The organism is Rahnella sp. CG8, assembly GCF_023701875.1.
Taxonomy (GTDB): Bacteria; Pseudomonadota; Gammaproteobacteria; order Enterobacterales; family Enterobacteriaceae; genus Rahnella; species Rahnella aceris.
Genome location: NZ_JABAED010000007.1, coordinates 25926 through 46223 on the forward strand (window position 1 = coordinate 25926; position 20298 = coordinate 46223).

Below are 20298 nucleotides of genomic sequence, written 5' to 3' on the forward strand. Positions count from 1 at the left end.
CGGATCTCCGGTGTTTGTCTGCGAGAGTCAATGCAGGCAAACACTTCCCACCGTTATGACAACACTTTGATGCTAACACCTCAGTCCGGGGAGCCCACGGGCTCCTTTTGCTTTATTGCAGATTACTCCACTTCCAGCGCCTGTCTGAACTGATCCCACATTTTCACCGCCGACGGTCTGGCGGATGCCACTTTCACCGGCAGTTCTGGCGGTGCACCGGCTTTCATCTCGCCGAGATCGAACACAAAGGTGTAATCCGGTTCCTGCCCCATACGTAAATCGCTGACCAGAATATGTCCGCCCTGCTCTTTTACGCTGAAAAAGCCGTGGCTGAACCAGGCGACACGCGCCAGAAAGGCATTATCTTTGTGTGCTTCATACAACGCTTCACCACGCGGATAGAAGCGGAAACGGATCGGCGAATCCGGATGCAGCAGCGAGGTAAACCCTTCGCCGTAACTGTCTTTACTCATCACCACCACACGCCACACCAGCGAATTGAGCGGGGTCGGCGTGACCAGAATCTGTGTGCTTTCGATGTTCTGGCGTTGTAATTCCTCGCCCACATGCCGCGTCACCTGATGTTGCTCGAAGGCGGTACAGGCCAGATATAAACAACTCACGCCCAGCAGCACGTTATTCCACATGATCCCACGCTGTTGCTCGCGGTACAGCGCCAGCCCGACGCCGATGATCAGCGGTAAGGTATAAAGCGGATCGACGATGAAAATGCTGCCGACCGCAAACGGATAGTTTGTGAATGGCAATCCAAGCTGCGTGCCGTACACCGTCATCAGATCCAGCAACGGATGAGTGATCAGTGCCAGCCAGACCGCGCCCCACCAGCGTTTGAAATGCTGCCCGCCGCTGAGCAATTTTGCCATCAGCCAGGCAATCAGCGGCGAAACCAGCGTCAGATAAAACAGCGCATGGCTTTCGGTGCGATGCAGGGTCATATTGCTGATGGCGTCACCGTGATCGTAAAACACATCCAGATCGGGCAAGGTTCCGCATACCGCGCCAGCCAGTGCAGATTTCCACACCGGCACCCGTTTGCCCATCACCGCAATGCCGACCGCAGCGCCAAGAACTAATTGTGAAACCGAATCCATTCTGCCCTCTCAGACCCGAAGCTGAATGCCTTCGGTAATAATGCGCTGCACGTTACTCACCGTTTGTTCAAAGAACTCAGGATCACTGAGCGTTTTGCCGGTGATGGCTTCGACCTGCACGCCGAAATCGGCGTAATGCTGCGTGGTCGCCCACAGCATAAATATCAGTTGCATCGGATCAACAGGTGCGATCAGTTCTGCTTTAATCCAGCCGCGTATCACATCCGATTTATCTTCCACCAGCGTTTTCAGGCTACCGCCCAGTTCCTGTTTCAGCAGCGGCGCGCCCTGCACCATCTCCAGACAAAACAGCTTTGATGCCTGCGGGTGATCGCGCGAAACGCACAGCTTCAGGCGGATATATTCCCGGATAGCTTCCAGCGGATGTTGATCCGACTGCAACGCTTTCAGCGGCGCCAGCCAGATATCCAGCAACCCTTTGAGCACCGCGATATACAAATCTTCTTTCGACGGGAAGTAATACAGCAGATTGGTTTTGGACACGTCGGCGCGCTCGGCAACCTGATCCAGACTGGTGCCATGCATGCCGTACAACGAAAAGAACTCCAGCGCCGCCGCCATGATATTGCTGCGTTTGGCGGCGACGGCCCGCGAGCGTCGCGTCGGCGCTTTCGCCGCCGTCTGGCGGGATTTTTTCTCTCCGGCGTGAGGCAACGGAGGTTCAACCAATGGCTTCACAATGTCTCCCTGAGACAAACAGCAAGACGGAAATCATAACAAATGGAGGTACAAGCGACTATCGCTAAGCCTGTCGATGATGAAAGTAACACCAAAGACAATAAACATTAACCACAAAGAGTTATCCGTTTAACAAATTTGCACCATTTTTGTTCAATCCTGCCTGATAGATGTGCAGTTATTTTTGACCAGATGGTCTGAAACAGACCATTTGCTCCACCTGAAAACGAAAAACATTTTTAACTCATTGATAACACTGCGCATTCTAAAAGTGGCATCACGTTTGCAATAGCTTTCCCGTCAGGAGATTTCAGCACGGTGCAATTCGGAACCCGCAGGACGCACTCAAGCCGCGCAGAGATTTTCGCAAGCCCTTGTTTTGGTAATTTTTATTTTCAACCGAGGTGAGCTATGAAAATCGGTGTATTCATTCCTATCGGCAACAACGGCTGGTTAATTTCAGAAACTGCGCCGCAGTACAAACCGACCTTCGAACTGAACAAAACCATCGTGCAGAAAGCGGAGCATTATCATTTTGATTTCGCGCTGTCGATGATCAAACTGCGCGGCTTCGGTGGCAAAACCGAATTCTGGGAACACAATATGGAGTCGTTCACGCTGATGGCCGGTCTGGCCGCCGTGACCTCCCGCATCCAGCTTTATGCCACCGCCGCCACGCTGGTGATGCCTCCGGCGATTGTGGCGCGCATGGCCGCCACCATTGATTCCATTTCCAACGGCCGTTTCGGCGTGAACGTCGTCACCGGCTGGCAGAAACCGGAATACGAGCAAATGGGTATGTGGCCGGGCGATGACTATTTCAGCCGCCGCTATGATTACCTGACCGAATACGTCAGCGTGCTGCGCGACCTGTGGGGCACCGGTCACTGCACACTCGACGGCGAATTCTTCAAAATGGACGACTGCCGCGTCAGTCCGCGCCCGCAGAGCGAAATGAAAGTGATCTGCGCCGGACAAAGCGATGCGGGTATGGCGTTCTCCGCCAAACATGCCGATTTCAACTTCTGCTTCGGCAAAGGCGTTAACACACCGACCGCCTTTGCACCGACCGCCGCACGCATGAAAACGGCGGCCGAAGCCGAAGGGCGCGACGTTTCTTCTTATGTCCTGTTTATGGTGATTGCCGACGAAACCGACGCTGCTGCCCGCGCCAAATGGGATTTGTATAAATCCGGTGCTGACGCCGAGGCGCTCGCGTGGCTCACCGACCAGAGCAGCAAAGACACCAAATCCGGCGCTGATACCAACGTCCGCCAGATGGCTGACCCGACTTCGGCGGTCAATATCAACATGGGCACGCTGGTCGGTTCTTACGCCAGCGTTGCCAGAATGCTTGACGAAATCGACACCGTGCCCGGCGCAGGCGGCGTACTGCTGACCTTTGACGATTTTGTCGAAGGCATCGAAAACTTTGGCCGTTATATCCAGCCACTCATGAAAACCCGCCAGCACATCGGCACTGAGCAGAAAGAGGTCGCATGATGAACGTTGTTGAGAATCAAACTGTGGTCCGCCGCGAGCCCCACAACACCGGCGAGGAAACGATCCTCACAGCACGTCCTGAAGCCATTGCGTTTACGCCGCAGCAAACGGCGCTGATTGTGGTGGATATGCAAAACGCCTACGCCTCACAGGGCGGTTATCTGGATCTCGCGGGGTTTGATGTCTCCGCCACCGCGCCGGTGATTGCCAATATCAAAGTGGCGATTGCCGCTGCCCGCGCCGCCGGAATCAAAGTGATTTTCTTCCAGAACGGCTGGGACAACCAGTACGTCGAAGCTGGCGGTGCCGGTTCGCCTAACTTTCATAAATCCAATGCGCTGAAAACCATGCGTAAACGCCCGGAACTGATGGGCAAACTGCTGGCGAAAGGTGACTGGGATTATGACCTGGTGGATGAACTGCAGCCGCAGCCGGGCGACATTGTCCTGCCCAAACCACGCTACAGCGGCTTCTTCAATACTCAGCTCGACAGCCTGCTGCGCAGCTACGGTATTCACCATCTGGTGTTCACCGGTATCGCCACTAACGTCTGCGTGGAATCTACGCTGCGTGACGGCTTCTTCCTCGAATATTTCGGTGTGGTACTGGAAGACGCCACCCATCAGGCCGGGCCGGAATTCGCGCAAAAAGCGGCGATTTATAATATCGAAACCTTCTTTGGCTGGGTCTCCAGCGTACGTAATTTCTGCGACGCCGTGGGTTACAAAACTGAACAAAACGCGGCCTGACCGCTTTCTGAAAAGGACAATTAACCATGCCTAAAAGCGCCATTATTCCGGCTGGCAGCGGCGTTCCGCTGGCACCTTTTGTTCCGGGCACCCTCGCCGATGGCGTGGTGTATGTTTCCGGCACGTTGCCGTTTGATAAAGACAACAATGTCGTGCATGTCGGCGATGCCGCGGCGCAAACCCGCCACGTACTGGAGATCATCAAAAAGGTGATCGAAACCGCGGGCGGCACAATGGATGACGTCACCATGAATTCAATTTTCATCACCGACTGGGCGAACTACGGTGCGGTAAATCAGGTTTACGCCGAATACTTCCCGGGCGAAAAACCGGCACGGTTCTGCATTCAGTGCGGGCTGGTGAAACCGGATGCGCTGATTGAAATCGCCTCGATTGCCCATATCGGCAAATAATCCGTGCGATGGAACCTGTCCTGAACTCCCTGAGGTAACAGCATGTATTACAAGGTACTGGGTAAGAAAAATGCTGATGCAGAAACCGTCGTGCTTTCCTCCGGCCTCGGCGGTTCCGGTGGTTTCTGGCAGCCGCAACTGACCATGCTCGCGGAGCATTTCCGCGTGGTGGTCTATGACCAGCACGGTACCGGCGTCAGTCAGGGCACGGTGCCCGCCGGTTACCGGATGGAAGACATGGCCGATGAACTGGCGGGCATGCTCAACGGGCTGGATATCAGCCGCTGTCATCTGGTCGGTCACGCGCTCGGCGGCATTATCGGCCTGCATCTTGCCCTGCGTTATCCGGCGTTGTTGCAAAGTCTGGTGGTGATTAACGGCTGGACGAAGCTCGACAGCCAGACGCGGCGCTGCTTTGAAGTGCGGCAGAATTTACTGCTCAACAGCGGGGTCGATGCCTACGTGCAGGCGCAGCCGCTGTTTCTGTATCCGGGTGACTGGCTTTCTGAACATGACGCGTTATTGCAGGAAGAGCGCCAGCATCAGGTGGCGCATTTTCAGGGGATGGAAAACCTGCTGCACCGTTTGCAGGCGCTGATGAATTCAGACCTGACGGCGTCGCTTGGACAAGTGATCACCCCGACGCTGGCTTTCAGTTGTAAAGACGATTTGCTGGTGCCGTGGTCGCGTTCGGTCGATCTCGCTTCCCGTCTGCCTAACGGCGAACACACGCAAATGCTGTACGGCGGCCACGCCATGAGCGTAACCGACCCGGAAACCTTTAACCCGATTTTACTGGACTGGCTGCTGCGGCACTCATCGCAAGCGTCCGCTACGCCGTCCGGTCACCTGCCCACGGAGACATCATGGCCGAAGCATTAACCGCCACCGCGCTGGCAACCTTATTCACCGAAGCCCGCACGCACAACGGCTGGCTGGATAAACCGGTCACCAGCGAACAACTGAAAACGATTTACCAACTGGCGCGCATGGGGCCGACCTCGGCCAACTGCAGCCCGCTGCGCATCGTGTTTATTCAGAGTCCGGAGGCGAAAGAAAAACTGGCTCCGGCGCTTTCGGGCGGCAATCTGAAAAAAACCATGACTGCGCCGGTGACGGCGATCATTGCCTGGGATCCGGAATTTTACGAACTGCTGCCGGAACTGTATCCCTCCGGCGATGCCCGTTCGTGGTTCACCTCCAGCCCGCAACTGGCGCACGACACGGCATTTCGCAACAGCAGCTTGCAGGCCGCGTACCTGATCATGGCCTGCCGCTCCCTCGGGCTGGATACCGGGCCGATGTCCGGTTTTGACAACGCCAGAGTCGATGAAACATTTCTGGCGCAGGAAGGCTGGAAATCTAATTTCCTGATCAACATCGGTTACGGCGATCACAGCAAAGTGTATCCGCGTGCACCGCGCCTTGATTTCGACCGCGCCTGCCGCGTGCTGTAAGCATCAATGAAAAAATTTGAGGACACGACCATGCCATCAATCCTGAACGCCACACTGCCTGTTCCCGATATGCCAGTCGTCGAGAAACACGCTGCCGTTGAGAAACACGCTGCCGTTGAGAAACAAGCCGCCGTTGAAAAACAAGAGTATCGCGATGCGATGGCGCGCCTCGGCTCAGCCGTCAACATCATCACCACCGACGGCCCCGGCGGACGTGCAGGTTTCACCGCCTCCGCCGTATGCAGCGTCACCGATTCGCCGCCGACATTGCTGGTCTGCCTGAACCGCTCAGCGTCGGTGTATCCGGTTTTCAAAGAGAATCAGGTGCTGTGCGTTAACACGCTGGCTGATTGCCATGAGTCACTGTCCAATTTATTCGGTGGAAAAACGCCGACGGAGCAACGCTTTGAAGCCGCTGAGTGGGAACGCCTCGCCACCGGCTCGCCGATCCTCACCGACGCGCTGGTGTCGTTTGACTGCAAAGTCACGCAAATCACCAGCGTCGGCACCCACGACATTTTGTTTTGTGAAGCCGTTGCGTTACGACGCAACGACGACAGCCACGGACTGGTGTATTTCGACCGGCGCTATCACCCGCTGATGCGTCAGATAGCCTGATAACTCAATCCTCAACTTAGTAAGGGTCGTGCATGGCAAATACCTGGTTTCCACAATGGCGTAAAAGAGAAGGCAATCTGGATGGCGCAGTGATCGCGCCGGATGAACGGCTGCCGTTCGGATCGACAGTAATCATGGGGCTGCAACATACGGTGGCGATGTTTGGTGCCACCGTGTTAATGCCATTGCTGATGGGTTTTGATGCCAACATGGCGATTTTGATGTCGGGCATCGGCACCCTGCTGTTCTTCCTGGTGGTCGGCGGACGCGTACCCAGTTATCTCGGTTCCAGCGCCGCGTTTGTCGGGCTGGTGATCGCTGTGACCGGCTACAGCGGCCACGGCGCGAACCCGAATATCGGCGTGGCGCTGGGGGGCATTATTGCCTGCGGCGTGATTTATACATTGATCGGTTTTGTGGTGATGGCAGCCGGTACGCGCTGGATTGAACGTCTGATGCCGCCGGTCGTCACCGGTGCGGTGGTGATGGCAATTGGTCTGAACCTCGCGCCGATTGCCATTAACAGCGTGTCGGCCTCGTCATTTGACAGCTGGATGGCGGTAATGACCGTGCTGTGTATCGGCTCGGTGGCGGTGTTCACCCGCGGCCTGGTGCAGCGCCTGTTATTGTTGCTCGGTCTGGTGGCGGCGTACCTGATTTACATGGTCATTACCAACGGCCTCGGGCTGGGCGCACCGGTAGATTTCAGCGCCGTGGCACAGGCGCCGTGGTTTGGCATCCCGGCCATCACCACGCCGGTGTTCAGTTCTCACGCCATGCTGATGATTGCGCCAGTGGCGGTGATTCTGGTGGCGGAAAACCTGGGCCACATTAAAGCCGTGGCCGGTATGACCGGCAAAAATCTCGACCCGTACATGGGCCGCGCGTTTGTCGGTGACGGTCTGGCAACCTTACTTTCCGCCTCGGCGGGCGGCACCGGTGTCACGACTTATGCCGAAAACATCGGCGTGATGGCGGTCACCAAGATTTACTCCACGCTGATTTTTGTTGCTGCGGCGATTGTTGCCATTGTGTTGGGCTTCTCGCCCAAGTTTGGTGCACTGATCCACACCATTCCGGGGCCGGTGCTCGGCGGCGCATCGATTGTGGTGTTCGGACTGATTGCTGTGGCAGGTGCCCGCATCTGGGTACAAAACCAGGTGGATCTGGGACTTAACGGAAATTTGATCATGGTGGCGGTCACGCTGGTACTGGGCGCAGGCAACTTTACCCTGAGCCTGGGCGGCTTCAGCATGGGCGGCATCGGCACAGCCACGTTTGGTGCCATTTTACTCAATGCCTTCCTGAGTCGCAGCAAACAGGCAAAAATTCAGCCTGAAATAAAAGCTGGCACAGAAGATGCATTAAAAGATCACTGACGACCTCAGTTTCTCCTTAGCTCATCATTTTTGATGATCGCCAGCGGTTAGCCGGTCCACCCGTCCGGATTAGCCGCTGGTTTTTTTCTTTCTGCCTCCCGCACATTTTCCCTAATGCCGTTTCCAGCTAACGATTGCAAAATTCCTTCGTTCACCTCCCCCTTAAATTGGTTTGTTATGGGTTCAGCACTTTGGTTCTAAGCACGCCAAAGTCATCACCTGTCACCATGACCAATAAGAAAAAGGGTTTAACGATGAAGAACATTCGCCGGATTAACGCGGTGACCCGCGCACTGGCTTTAGGGGCACTTCTCACCAGCACGTTTTCTGCCATCGCCGCCGACGGCACACCGGTTCAGGGCGGCACGCTGATTTATCTTGAACAGCAGGCGCACACCAACCTGTATCCGCCCGCAGGTGGCTTCTACCCGAACGGCGGCATACTCAATCAGATCACCGACAAACTGACTTACCAGAATCCGAAGACGCTGGAGATTGAACCCTGGATTGCTGAATCCTGGTCATTCAACGCAGATAAAACCGAATACACCTTTAAACTGCGTCCGGGCGTGACCTTCTCCGACGGCACGCCGCTCGATGCCAACGCGGTCGCCAAAAACTTTGATACTTACGGTCTGGGCAACAAAGAGCATCACCTGCCGGTTTCCGAAGTCATCAACAATTATGACCACAGCGAAGTGGTTGATCCGCTGACCGTGAAGTTCTATTTCAAAAAATCCTCGCCGGGATTCCTGCAGGGCACGGCAACCATTGGCTCCGGTCTGGTGTCGCTGAGCACGCTGGATCGTAATTTTGATGCGCTGGGCGACGCCACGCACATCATCGGTTCCGGCCCGTTTGTGGTCAGCAAAGAAACGCTGGGGCGTGAAGTCGATCTGACTGCCCGCAAGGATTACAACTGGGGGCCGAAAAACCTTAAACAGCAGGGTCGCGCGAATCTTGACGGCATCAAAGTGATCGTGACCGGTGAAGACAGCGTGCGTATCGGCGCACTGCTGGCGGGTCAGGCTGATTTCATCCGTCAGGTTCAGGCGTATGACGAGAAACAGGCCAAAGACCAGAACTTCCCGCTTTATGCCGCGCCGACCAAAGGCGTTAACGACAGCATTTCGTTCCGTCCGGACAACGCGCTGGTGTCGGATCTGAAAGTGCGTCAGGCGCTGCTGCACGCCACCAACAGCAAACAGGTGGTCGATACGCTGTTCTCACCAAACTATCCGCAGGCCACTTCGGTGATTGCCAAAACGGCGGCCGGTTATGTCGATCTGAGCCACAAACTGACCTACGACCCGACGCTGTCCAAAAAGCTGCTCGATGAGGCGGGCTGGAAACCAGGCCCGGACGGCATCCGCCAGAAAGACGGCAAAACGCTGTCACTGACTATTTATGAATCGCTGCCACAGCCGCAGAACAAAGAGGTGTTGCAGCTGGTTTCCCAGCAATGGAGCCAGGTCGGCGCGAAGCTGAATATTCTGGCGGGCGACGCGGGCAGCCGTGTGGCGGATAACCTCGATCCGGAGAAAACCCCGGCTAACGTGGTGGAAGTCGGACGCGCCGATCCGGACGTCATCAAAAGCTCCTTCTACCCGACCAACCGCGATGCGCTGCTGCAAAAAGGCGGCCTGAGCAGCAAGGTGAAAAGCTTCCGTGACGACAAACTTAACGATCTGCTGACCGCGATTTCTGCCGAAGTCGATCCGAAAAAACGGCTTGAACTGACCGGTGACGTGCAGAACTACCTGCTCGATCAGGCGTATGTCATTCCGATTTTCGAAGAGCCGCAGGTGTTTGCCGGTGCGCCGTATTTCAAAGGCGTAAGCTTTGAAGCGGTCGGGCGTCCGGGCTTCTACGGCGCATGGCTGGAAAAGCATTAACAGACGGGAGTCAATCATGAGCCGATACGTTAGCGGTCGATTCGGGCAGGCTTTGCTGGTGTTGTGGGCGGCGTTTACCGTCTCCTTCATCCTGTTGCAGGTGCTGCCCGGCGACGCGATTCTGATTAAATTCCAGAACCCGGACATGGGATTAAGCCCGGCACAAATCGCCGATATGCGTGCCGCTTACGGCGCGGATGTGCCGGTCTGGCAACAATATCTGCATACGCTGGGCAATTTCCTGCGCGGGGATCTGGGTTACTCGATTCAGGCTGGCGTACCGGTCACCGAATTACTCAGCAGCAACTTTCCGCCGACACTGCGTCTGGCACTGATGGGTTTTGCTCTGGCCGCCGTGGTGGCTTTTGCGCTGGCATTTCTCTCCAGCCTGCTGCATTTCGGCTGGCTGAAAAATGCTTTGCAGGCGCTGCCGTCGCTGTTTATTTCCATCCCGACCTTCTGGCTGGGCATCGCGCTGATTCAGTTTTTCTCGTTCCATCTGCGCTGGATCCCGGTGATTAATCCGGGTGAATGGGTCGGGCTGATTCTGCCGGTTATCACCCTGGCGGTACCGATTTCCGCGCCGCTGGCGCAGATCCTCATCCGCAGTATTGATCAGGTGCAAACCCAGCCGTTTGTCGCCGTCGCCCGCGCCAAAGGTGCCAGCCGCAGCGGCGTGTTGTGGCGTCATGTGGCGCGCAACGCCCTGCTTCCGGCGCTGACCATTGCCGGTTTGCTGTTTGGCGAACTGATTGCCGGAGCGCTGATCACCGAAACCGTCTTCGGTCTTAACGGCCTCGGGCAACTGACCCAGCAGGCAGTGAATAATCAGGATGTCGCGGTATTGCAGGCGATTGTGGTGATTTCCGCCGCCGCCTTTGTTGGCATCAATTTACTGGTCGATTTGCTGTATCCGCTGCTCGACCCGCGCCTTAAAACCTCTGCCTCTAAACATTCAGGAGGAGCCACCGCATGAGCAGTTTACCGCTTGGCAAAAGCATTCTGTCGTTGCCGGTGACACAGCGCCGCCGCTGGAAACCCGCCCGCCTGCAGCCGGGCTTAATTCTCGCCTGGCTGGTGATGGCGACCGTCATTTTGTGGGCGATTGCCCCCGGCTTATTTACGGATTACAGCGGTACCGAAGGGATTGCCGGGGCGCAGCGTCTGGCGCCGCAGGCCGGACACTGGCTGGGCACGGATCAGCTCGGCCGCGATGTGTACGCACGCATTGTGTATGGCGCATCGCATTCCCTTTCCGGTGCACTGGTCGCGGTGGCGCTCGGGCTGGTGTTCGGCACCGCGCTAGGGCTGGCGGCGGGTGCCAGCGGCGGTCTGGTGGATGCCATTGTCATGCGCATCAATGACGTATTGCTGTCAATTCCCGGCCTGCTGTTGTCACTGAGCGTGATTATTCTGCTCGGCTTCGGCACGGTTCATGCGGCGATTGCCGTCGGTGTGACGTCGGTTGCCAACTTCGCCCGCCTGGCACGCGCCGAAGTGGTGCTGGTACGTCACAGCGATTACGTCGAAGCCGCGTACGGCAGCGGCGGATCCTTCTTCGCTGTTTTGTGGCGACACATTTTGCCCAACTCGCTGACCTCAGTGATCGCCTTCTCGGCGTTGCAGTTTGGCAGCGCGATTCTGGCGATTTCCACCCTGAGTTTTCTCGGTTATGGCACGCCACCGCCGACACCGGAATGGGGGTTACTGATTGCCGAAGGCCGCAATTACATTTCCACCGCCTGGTGGCTGACCACCTTCCCCGGCGTGGTGGTGGTTTTAGTGGTGCTTTCCGCCAACCGCATCAGCCAGTCATTACGCAGGAGAACGCGATGAACGCACAGGCCACTTTTACGCATGACGCTCCGCCGGTTCTCGAACTGGAAAACGTATCGATTGCCTACGACGGCAAACCGGTGGTGCATAACGTATCGTTTTCCATTAACGCCGGGGAGGTGCTGGCGCTGGTCGGCGAATCCGGCTCAGGGAAAACCACCACCGCACAGGCGATTATTGGCCTGCTGGCAGAGAACGGCCATATCGAACAGGGCGAAATCCGTCTGAACGGTTCCGACATCAGCCAGTGGTCGCAGCGCCGTCTTGATGCCCTGCGCGGTGCGCGCATCAGCCTCATTCCGCAGGATCCGACCAGTTCGCTGGATCCGGTGAAAACCATCGGTTCGCAGGTGGCGGAAATTCTCGATATCCATCAGCGCCTGCCGCGTGTGCAGCGCGACGCCCGCGTGGTGGAACTGCTGTCACGCGTCGGTCTTTCGCATCCTGAGCAACGGGCGAAACAGTATCCGCACGAGCTTTCCGGCGGCATGAAACAGCGCGTTTTAATCGCCATTGCCATTGCGCTGCAACCGGCGCTGATCATCGCCGATGAGCCGACCAGCGCGCTGGACGTCACAGTGCAAAAACGCATTCTGGATTTGATCGACGAACTGCGCCGCGAATCCGGCACCGCCGTGTTACTGGTGACACATGACCTGGCGATCGCTGCCGAACGCGCCGACCGGTTGCTGGTGTTCCGTCACGGCAAAGTGCAGGAACAGGGCATCACACGCGAGGTGCTGGATGCACCGAAAAGTGATTACACCCGCCAGCTTTTCGCCGATGCCCCGGCCCTTTCCGGCCGTCACCGTGCACAACTTCGCGCGGCGGAAGATCCGGTGCTGGTGGTCGAAAACATCACCCATGATTTCACGCTGGGTGGCAAACATCAGGCGGCGTTCCGCGCGGTGGATCACGTGTCATTCAGCATTCCGCGCGGCACCACCCATTCGCTGGTCGGCGAATCCGGCTCCGGCAAAACCACGCTGGCGCGCATTCTGCTCGGTTTTCAGAAACCGGACAGCGGACGCGTACTGATCGACGGCGAAGACATCACACGGCTAAAAGGTGAAGCCCTGCGGCAGTTACGCAAGAAAATCCAGCTGGTATATCAGAACCCGTTCGCCTCGCTGGATCCGTCGCAAACGCTGTTTCGCGTGATCGAAGAACCGCTGCTGAATTTCGAAAAAATCCCGGCTGCCGTGCGCCGTGAACGGGTGCTGGATATCGCCCGCCGCGTGGCGCTGCCGGAAGAATTACTCAGCCGTAAACCTCGCGAACTGTCCGGCGGTCAGCGCCAGCGTGTGGCGATTGCGCGCGCACTGATTTTAGAGCCGAAAGTGCTGATCCTTGATGAAGCCACGTCGGCGCTCGACGTCACCGTGCAGGTGCAAATCCTGACGTTACTTCAGCAGTTACAGGACTCACTCGGCCTGACCTATTTGTTTATTTCGCACGATCTGGCCACCGTCCGGCAAATCTCACACAGCGTCTCGGTGTTAAACCGCGGGCAGCAGGTGGATTCCGGCAAGGTGGAAGACGTTTTCGCCCTGCCTTCCAGCGATTACACCCGCCAGCTAATCGATGCTATTCCCGGTCGCCACCGCGCCGCATAAACCAGACCATGAAACAAGAGGGACATTATGAGCAGTAAACGTCTTGGATTTTTCACCCGCCTGCTGGACAACACCAGTGCGCAGGAACGTTACCGGCTGGCGACCGAGCAAATCATTCATGCCGAACAGTTAGGTTTTGATTCCGCGTGGGTCGCGCAGCACCATTTTCATGAAGCCGAGGGCGGCCTGCCTGCGCCACTGGTTTTTCTTGCGCAGGTCGCGGCGCATACCCGCTTTATCCGTCTCGGCACCGGCGTAATCACGCTGCCGATGGAAAACGCATTGCGCGTTGCCGAAGACACCGCCGTGCTGGATTTACTCTCCGGCGGACGGCTTGAGGTCGGTTTAGGCTCAGGCGGCACACCGTCATCCTTCCCGCCGTTCGGGCTGGAAAGTCACGAACGCGGTACGGCATTTGGCAATAATCTGCAAACCCTGCTCACCGCCTGGCGTGGCGAACCGCTGGCGGGCACCGATAACCGCTTATATCCGGCGGCGCCGCAACTGGCGAACCGCGTCTGGCAGGCGACTTTCTCGGTGGACGGCGGCGCACGTGCCGGTAAATCCGGCGACGGGCTGATGCTCTCGCGCACCCAGCCACGTCCGGCGGACGCGCCGGATTTGCGTCTCGATGAGCTGCAAAACCCGATCATTGATGCCTATCTGGATACGCTGCCCGACGGCGTAGCGCCGCGCATCATGGGTTCGCGTACCGCATTCGTGACCGAAAACGGCGACGAAGCGCGTGAGCTGGCGCAAAAAGGCTTACGCCGTCAGGCCGAAAATCACCGTGCCAACGGACAGACGGTGCAAGGCGACACGCTGGATGATTACATCCGCGCCTTCGACGTGCATCTCGGCACGCCAGCGCAGGTGACCGCAACGTTGCAGGCCGATACCGCGCTGGCCCGCGTCACCGATCTGGCGTTTCAGGTGCATTCCATCGATCCGCCGCATCCGTATATTTTACGCTCCATCGAACTGATTGCCCGTCACGTTGCGCCCGCGCTCGGCTGGGTTCGCCGCACGCCGCAGCGCAGTGTTTCCACCTCTTCTGCCGATTCCTCATTCTCAAGGGAAGCCCTATGACTACCTGTTCGACCGACCTGCTGGAAAAACTGGCCGATATTGCCCCGGATTCCGCATTGAAACAGGCTCGCGATACCCGCGACGCCGCCACCCGTCACGCACAGGGCAGCTATGACGCGCTGTTTACCGAACAGGATGGCGTGGATTTCTCACTGGCTGAGCGCCTGCGGCTGGCGCAAAACGTCGCGCGCTGGCACGGCGATTCGCAGCTGACCAATCACTATTCCGAGCGTTTGCAGGATTTGCCGGATATCGACGAAACCGCGCGCCTCGACGCGGCACTGACCCACGGCGAACGCCTGAGCTTCAAACCTGCCAGCGCGACGCCGGCGCATTTGCAGGCACTGAAAAAAGCCGGCTGGTCGGTGGATGCCATTGTGACGCTGTCGCAACTGATCGCCTTCGTCAGTTTCCAGAGCCGCGTGCTGCGCAGCTACCGTCTGATCGGTGGCAAGCCGGTGGAGAACGGCAGCAATAAGCCGGTCGGTGCCGCGTTCTGGCGCACCGAACCCAATACCCACAGCGGCCGCGATGCACCACAGGCCTTTACCCAGGAAGAACTGGGCTGGGAGCCGTGGATCCCGGCGAAAAAACTGGAAGAATTTGATGAAGCCCAGCAGGCTATTCTGGCGAAATTCGGCCATACCGATTCTGACTATTTCCGCCTGTTAGGCCGCAATTTACCGGTACTCGAACAGCGCACGCTGACCGACAAAGGAATTTTCTACACCGCAGGCGGGTTGCCGCGCAAAGAGCGCGAACTGGCGGCGACGGTTGCCAGCAAAATTAACGGCTGTATTTACTGCGCCTCGGTGCATTCACGCAAAGCCAGCCAGCTTTCCAAACAGACGGAAGATGTCCAGCGTCTGATCGACACCCCGCCGGGAGGCATTCTCAGCAAAGAACAATCTCCGCGCTGGCAGGCTGAAATTGATTTCGCCGCCGCGCTTTCCGCTACCCCACCGGTCGCCACTGAGCAGCACATTGCGGCGCTGCGCGAGCAAGGTTTAAGTGAGCTGGAGATTGTCGATCTGGCGCAGTCTGCGGCGTTCTTCGCCTGGGCAAACCGTCTGATGTTAACGCTGGGAGAACCGTTTAATGACTGAAGCACAACATTCGCAGCCCCTTCGCCCGCAGCTTGATCACGTGGTGATCAACGTCGCCGAACAACTGGATCAGGCCGGGCAGCAGTTCCGCCGTCTGGGGTTTCATCTCACGCCGCGCGGGCATCACTCGCTGGGATCCAGCAATCATCTGGCGATTTTCGGCGAAAACTATCTTGAACTGCTCGGCTATGAGCCGGGCAACGCTCACACCCGCAAAGACCTGTGGCAGGCACCGCTTGGCCTGACCGGTCTGGTGTGGAAAACGCAGAATTCATCGGCGGTATACGAACATCTGCAACAGCAAGATATTGCCGGTTCCGCACCGGCGGAGTTCTTCCGCCCCGTCGGGCTCAACGACGGCACTTCACCGAATGCGCGATTCCGCACCGTACCGCTGGCCGCCAGCCGCGTACCGAATGGCCGCAGTTTCTTTTGTCATCATCTGACGCCGGAACTGGTGTGGCGCAACGAATGGCAACACCACCCGAACGGTGTTGCCGATATCACCGGTTTCGTGATTTCTGCGGCAAATCCGCAGGAAGCCGCTCAGGTGTATGGCGAATTGTTTGGTGTCAGTGCGCTGGAGTTCAAACCGCAGGAAGTCGTGCTGCGCGCAGGCCGCGCCACCGTCCGGTTTATCACACCGGAGCAAGCCACCGCCGAATTCGGCATTGTGCCGGAAGGCGAGAACGGCAGCGCCCGCATGGTCGGACTGGAATTCGCCACGCGGTCGCTGGAGGCAGTACGGAATAGTTTGCGGGTCGGGGAAATACCTTTCAGGGATGACGTTAACCGTGTGTCTGTCCGGGCAGCGGACGGGCTTGGGGTGGCGCTTGGATTCAGCGAGGAATGATCTGCTTTTAGCTCCTCCCCTTGCGAAGGGGGAGGCCGGGAGGGGGTTTTAAGTATTAACGCAAATGCCTGCGCAGTGACTTAACCCGCTGATTTGTCTTTAATACCCCACCCCAACCCTCCCCTTCGCAGGGGAGGGAGTCGATCGAGTTTCCGCTGAAGACTTTAGATCTTTTCGCTCTTAGTTATCACTTTTATTTTGTTGCTTAAATTCCCTGATATGTTAAAACTCTGCTACTGCGAGTCTTAGACGGCTAAACGTCTAAATCCCCAACCGTCTATTTAATAAGGCCCAACGCCCAGTGACTTCCTCCCTCCTTGAGATGCGTAATATCTCGATTTCATTTGCCGGTTTTCCTGCCCTGCGCCAGGTGGATTTCACGCTGGAAGGCGGATCCGTCCATGCATTAGTCGGCGCAAACGGCGCGGGGAAATCGACGCTGATGGCGGTGCTTTCCGGCACGCATGACCATTACACCGGGCAGATCACTATCGACGGCGAAGCGGTAAATATCCGCCTGCCGCATCATGCCCGCGAGCACGGTATTCATCTGGTGCAGCAGGAAGTGGACGTCGCGCTGGTGCCGACGCTGAACGTTGCGGAAAACATCATGCTCGACCGCCTTTCCGAACCGGGCCATCTGCATAACTGGCCGCAACTTTATCGTCAGGCGCAACTGCTGACTGAGCAACTCGGGCTGAACATCAGCCTGCGGGCGCGGATCGAAAGCTGCACGCTGGCCGAGAAACAACTGATTTTGCTGGCGCGGGCGTTATCGCATAAATGCCGTTTTCTGATCCTTGATGAACCGACCGCCCCGCTGGATCAGGCGGAAAGTGCACGCCTGTTCGCGCTGGTCCGCAAGCTGAAAGCCGCCGGAATGGCGATCGTATTTATCTCGCATCGCATTCATGAACTGCGCGATATCTGCGACCGTATGACGGTGCTGCGTGACGGGCGTCTGGTCAGCGATGACAGCATGGACGGTCTGAGCAATGAACACATTATCGAGAAAATGATCGGCCATCAGCTCGACGATATCTATCCGCCGCGCCGTCCGCCGCACAGCGGTGAAACGCTGCTAAGCATTCACGGGATGCACGATAAAGACAAACTGCGCGATATCTCGCTGCGACTGCATCGTGGCGAAATTCTCGGCATTGCCGGGCTGGCGGGAGCCGGAAAAACGGAACTGTGCAAAGCGTTGTTTGGCGCAACGCCGAGTCAGGTAGAAAGCGGTGAGCTGAATGGCAAACCGTGGAAGCCGAAGGAGCCGCACCTTTCTGTCGAACAGGGGCTGGCGTTAGTACCGGAAGAACGGCGCAAGGAAGGGATTTTCATTGACGAAAATATCCCGATGAACCTGAGTGTGACCGCTGATGACACCTTTTCGCGCTGGAGTATTTTCAACGCGCGCCAGTCGCTGTCATGGGCAAAAGACATTATCAGCCGCTTAGGCATTCGCGCTTCCGGGCCGATGCAGAAGCTGGCCCGGCTTTCCGGCGGCAACCAGCAAAAGGTCGCCATCGGGAAATGGCTGCGCAGTGAGAGTCAGGTGTTGATCTTCGACGAACCGACCAAAGGCGTGGACATCAAGGCCAAAACGGACGTGTTCAGGCTGATCGACGGCCTGGCGCAACAGGGAAAAGGCATTATTTATGCTTCCGGTGAGTTCGCCGAACTGGTCGGTTTATGCGACCGCATTCTGGTGTTATGGGACGGCCGTATCGTCGCCGAACTGAACGCCGCAGACGTCGACGAAGAAACCTTATTAGTCTATTCAACCGGAGGAATACCCGCGTGAACAAAGCCGTGGTGAGTAAAGAAAACGTGCCCGATGCCCGCCAGCCGTGGCGTCATCAGCTGTTCGAATTTTTATATAAATGGGGCATGTTGCTGACCGTGGTGTTGCTGATCGCCGCTTTTGGTCTGGCGTCAGATAACTTCCTCGAACCGTCGAACATCATCAATATCTTGCGTTCGATTGCCATCGTGACGGTGATTGCCATCGGCGTGTCGATTTCCCTGGCGGTCGGCGGCTTCGATTTATCGGTCGGCTCCACGGCATCGCTTGCCAATGCGCTGGTGATTTCGATGTTCGTCTGGCACGGTTTCGGCACGACCGAAGCGATACTTATCACGCTGGCGTTGTGCACGCTGGTCGGCCTGTTCAACGCCTTTCTGATCGTCATCCTGAAAATTCCTGACATGCTGGCAACGCTCGCCAGTCTGTTTGTGATTCAGGGCGCAGCGATGACTTACAGCTACGGCGGTTCCATCACTGAAAACATGTTATTGCCGAGCGGCGACATGGCCGAAGGCACGGTACCTGCGGTGTTCAGCCTGCTCGGTCAGGTGCCGGTGATTGTGATCGTGATGGCCGTCGTGACCATTGCGGTGCAACTGTTTATGTCGCTGACCAAACATGGCCGCCGCATGTACGCCATCGGCGGAAATCCGCTGGCCGCACGTCTGGCGGGGATCCGTACCGCGCGCTACCGCGTGATTGCGTATGTGATGTCATCTGTTCTGGCCGGTGCAGGCGGGATTTTGCTGGCTTCACGCATCGGGTCTTCACAGGTGAATGCCGGTGGCGGCTATCTGATGGATGCCGTTGCCGCCGCTTATATCGGTTTCTCGCTGGCCGGTTCCGGTAAGCCTAATGCGCTCGGCACACTGCTTGGCGCGGTGATTTTAGGCGTGCTGTCGAACGGCCTGGTGATGTTGTCGGTGCCGTATTATGCGATGGATATCATCAAAGGGTTAGTGCTGGCAGTGGCGTTAGCGCTGACGTATATCCAGAAGAGATAGCGGAGGCCGCTGCTATATTTCGGCCTCTTTAAGGTCAACACCGTGGGCTCGCCGCCCACACTGGCCCAAAGGGTTTTAAACGAAACCCTTTGGAATCCTGCGTTTTTTTAACTGCGCGCTTCGCTCGCTGGCTATGTTTCAGAAACCACAGCGACAGGCTGGAAATCTTGCCGCTGCGCGGTACCTTCTCTCGGTCTTCGAGCCATAGGTCTCGAAGCCGCTCCGTTCAGCAAGATTTCTGAATCGCCCGCGGGATCTTAAATTCAAGGGCAGACAGTTTAAGATTTCAAAATCAGTCAGGTTGTGAATTAAGAGCCTGAGGCCGGTTCCAAAATACCGCCGGACGAGAGGTGGAAAACCGCGCATGTTTTTGCGCGGGTTGTAACCCGATGGGAGGGAACCGCGCAGCGGCGGGATTTTGCGGCTATCACTGCGGCTGATGAAACATAGTCAGCGAGCGGAGCTCGCAGTGAAAGAGCCCGGGGGGTCTTGGGGGGCGGCGGCGATAAGCCGTCCCCCAAGTCGGTGTGGGCCGACGCCCACGACCTTGAATTTGAAGTTGAAGTTGAAGTTAAAACCGCCCCTGATTCGGTCAAAATCAGATCACACCAGCACCTTATACATCACACTCGTCGACTCCAGCATTCCCCCCGTCGACATCGCATAATGCGGAATCGTCCCGCTCAGGGTGAAACCCTGATTTTCATACAATGTCTGTGCCGGACTGCCGGTGACGGTATCCAGCACCAGCAAGGTTTTGCCCTCTTCCCGCGCCAGCGCTTCAACCGCCGTCATCAGTTTACGCGCGATACCCTTGCGGCGGCCATCGGGGTGAACCATCAGTTTAACCACGTCACCGCGGTGCGCACCGTTGGCGGGCTGATCGACCACCAGTTGCACCGTGCCGATGATTTTGCCTGCCATGCGCGCCACCAGCAGGCGTTTTTCGCCACGCTCAAAAGCCGGTAACAGCTTTTGCCAGAACGCCTGCGCCTGCACAAAACCGAAAGGCAAAATAAAACCGATGCTGGCACCCAACGCCACGGACTGCATCAGGGTTTCGGCCAGCGCATCCAGATCGATTTGCGACAATACGCCGCCCTGCACTTCACTGATCACCACTTCATTGCTGTTTTGCATCATGTTAAACCTTACTCAGTCA

General features: G+C 57.2%; 19 protein-coding genes. 16 read left to right on the forward strand and 3 right to left on the reverse strand.

Annotated elements, in window-relative coordinates; all coding sequences use genetic code 11:
* Positions 1–122: 122 nt before the first annotated feature.
* Entirely contained in the window at positions 123–1112 is a 990-nt protein-coding gene (locus tag HGO41_RS08585; RefSeq protein WP_013576305.1) for a metal-dependent hydrolase, read from the reverse strand.
* A gap of 9 nt (positions 1113–1121) precedes the next feature.
* On the reverse strand, positions 1122–1811 hold the full coding sequence (gene rutR / locus HGO41_RS08590) for an HTH-type transcriptional regulator RutR (RefSeq protein WP_013576306.1): 690 nt from the start codon (positions 1809–1811) through the stop codon (positions 1122–1124).
* 411 nt (positions 1812–2222) lie between these two features.
* Here rutR and rutA point away from each other — a divergent pair, with 411 nt between their 5' ends.
* The 16 genes from rutA to HGO41_RS08670 all read left to right on the forward strand — a co-directional run bounded on the left by rutA (position 2223) and on the right by HGO41_RS08670 (position 19136).
* Entirely contained in the window at positions 2223–3314 is a 1092-nt protein-coding gene (gene rutA / locus HGO41_RS08595) for a pyrimidine utilization protein A (RefSeq protein WP_015690205.1), read from the forward strand.
* On the forward strand, positions 3311–4063 hold the full coding sequence (gene rutB / locus HGO41_RS08600) for a pyrimidine utilization protein B (protein ID WP_015690206.1): 753 nt from the start codon (positions 3311–3313) through the stop codon (positions 4061–4063). The genes rutA and rutB overlap by 4 nt, the downstream gene beginning before the upstream one ends.
* Before the next feature lie 26 nt (positions 4064–4089).
* Positions 4090–4476, forward strand: a complete 387-nt coding sequence (rutC, locus tag HGO41_RS08605) for a pyrimidine utilization protein C (RefSeq protein ID WP_013576309.1) — start codon at positions 4090–4092, stop codon at positions 4474–4476.
* A gap of 42 nt (positions 4477–4518) precedes the next feature.
* Positions 4519–5358 (forward strand): pyrimidine utilization protein D, encoded by an 840-nt coding sequence (rutD, locus tag HGO41_RS08610; protein WP_013576310.1) that lies wholly within the window; start codon positions 4519–4521, stop codon positions 5356–5358.
* The gene (locus tag HGO41_RS08615) at positions 5343–5933 is read left to right on the forward strand and encodes a malonic semialdehyde reductase (RefSeq protein WP_119261824.1); all 591 of its coding nucleotides are present in this window, start codon (positions 5343–5345) and stop codon (positions 5931–5933) included. Before rutD ends, HGO41_RS08615 begins: the two co-directional genes overlap by 16 nt.
* A 30-nt stretch (positions 5934–5963) precedes the next feature.
* Positions 5964–6551, forward strand: a complete 588-nt coding sequence (gene rutF, locus HGO41_RS08620) for an NADH-dependent FMN reductase RutF (protein WP_250980961.1) — start codon at positions 5964–5966, stop codon at positions 6549–6551.
* A 32-nt stretch (positions 6552–6583) separates the two neighbouring features.
* The gene (gene rutG, locus HGO41_RS08625; protein ID WP_250980962.1) at positions 6584–7930 is read left to right on the forward strand and encodes a pyrimidine utilization transport protein G; all 1347 of its coding nucleotides are present in this window, start codon (positions 6584–6586) and stop codon (positions 7928–7930) included.
* A gap of 254 nt (positions 7931–8184) precedes the next feature.
* A complete protein-coding gene (locus tag HGO41_RS08630) occupies positions 8185–9825 on the forward strand; it encodes a TIGR04028 family ABC transporter substrate-binding protein (RefSeq protein WP_250980963.1) in 1641 nt (546 codons plus the stop codon).
* 16 nt (positions 9826–9841) lie between these two features.
* Complete coding sequence (locus tag HGO41_RS08635) at positions 9842–10801, forward strand: ABC transporter permease (protein ID WP_119261827.1); 960 nt, start codon at positions 9842–9844, stop codon at positions 10799–10801.
* Entirely contained in the window at positions 10798–11661 is an 864-nt protein-coding gene (locus tag HGO41_RS08640; protein ID WP_013576316.1) for an ABC transporter permease, read from the forward strand. The genes HGO41_RS08635 and HGO41_RS08640 overlap by 4 nt, the downstream gene beginning before the upstream one ends.
* A complete protein-coding gene (locus HGO41_RS08645; RefSeq protein WP_250980964.1) occupies positions 11658–13277 on the forward strand; it encodes a dipeptide ABC transporter ATP-binding protein in 1620 nt (539 codons plus the stop codon). The genes HGO41_RS08640 and HGO41_RS08645 overlap by 4 nt, the downstream gene beginning before the upstream one ends.
* A gap of 27 nt (positions 13278–13304) precedes the next feature.
* A complete protein-coding gene (locus tag HGO41_RS08650; RefSeq protein ID WP_250980965.1) occupies positions 13305–14366 on the forward strand; it encodes a putative FMN-dependent luciferase-like monooxygenase in 1062 nt (353 codons plus the stop codon).
* A complete protein-coding gene (locus HGO41_RS08655; protein WP_250980966.1) occupies positions 14363–15472 on the forward strand; it encodes an alkylhydroperoxidase domain protein in 1110 nt (369 codons plus the stop codon). The genes HGO41_RS08650 and HGO41_RS08655 overlap by 4 nt, the downstream gene beginning before the upstream one ends.
* Positions 15465–16325, forward strand: coding sequence for a VOC family protein (locus HGO41_RS08660; protein WP_131638082.1), 861 nt, complete (start codon positions 15465–15467; stop codon positions 16323–16325). The genes HGO41_RS08655 and HGO41_RS08660 overlap by 8 nt, the downstream gene beginning before the upstream one ends.
* A 322-nt stretch (positions 16326–16647) precedes the next feature.
* A complete protein-coding gene (locus tag HGO41_RS08665; protein ID WP_112198698.1) occupies positions 16648–18129 on the forward strand; it encodes a sugar ABC transporter ATP-binding protein in 1482 nt (493 codons plus the stop codon).
* Between the two features lie 11 nt (positions 18130–18140).
* Positions 18141–19136 carry an ABC transporter permease gene (locus HGO41_RS08670; RefSeq protein WP_015690214.1) on the forward strand — a complete coding sequence of 332 codons (996 nt, stop codon included), beginning with the start codon at positions 18141–18143 and terminating at the stop codon, positions 19134–19136.
* Positions 19137–19739: 603 nt separating this feature from the next.
* On the opposite strand, the gene HGO41_RS08675 is transcribed toward HGO41_RS08670, so the two are convergent.
* Complete coding sequence (locus HGO41_RS08675; RefSeq protein WP_112198505.1) at positions 19740–20276, reverse strand: GNAT family N-acetyltransferase; 537 nt, start codon at positions 20274–20276, stop codon at positions 19740–19742.
* Positions 20277–20298 lie beyond the last annotated feature (22 nt).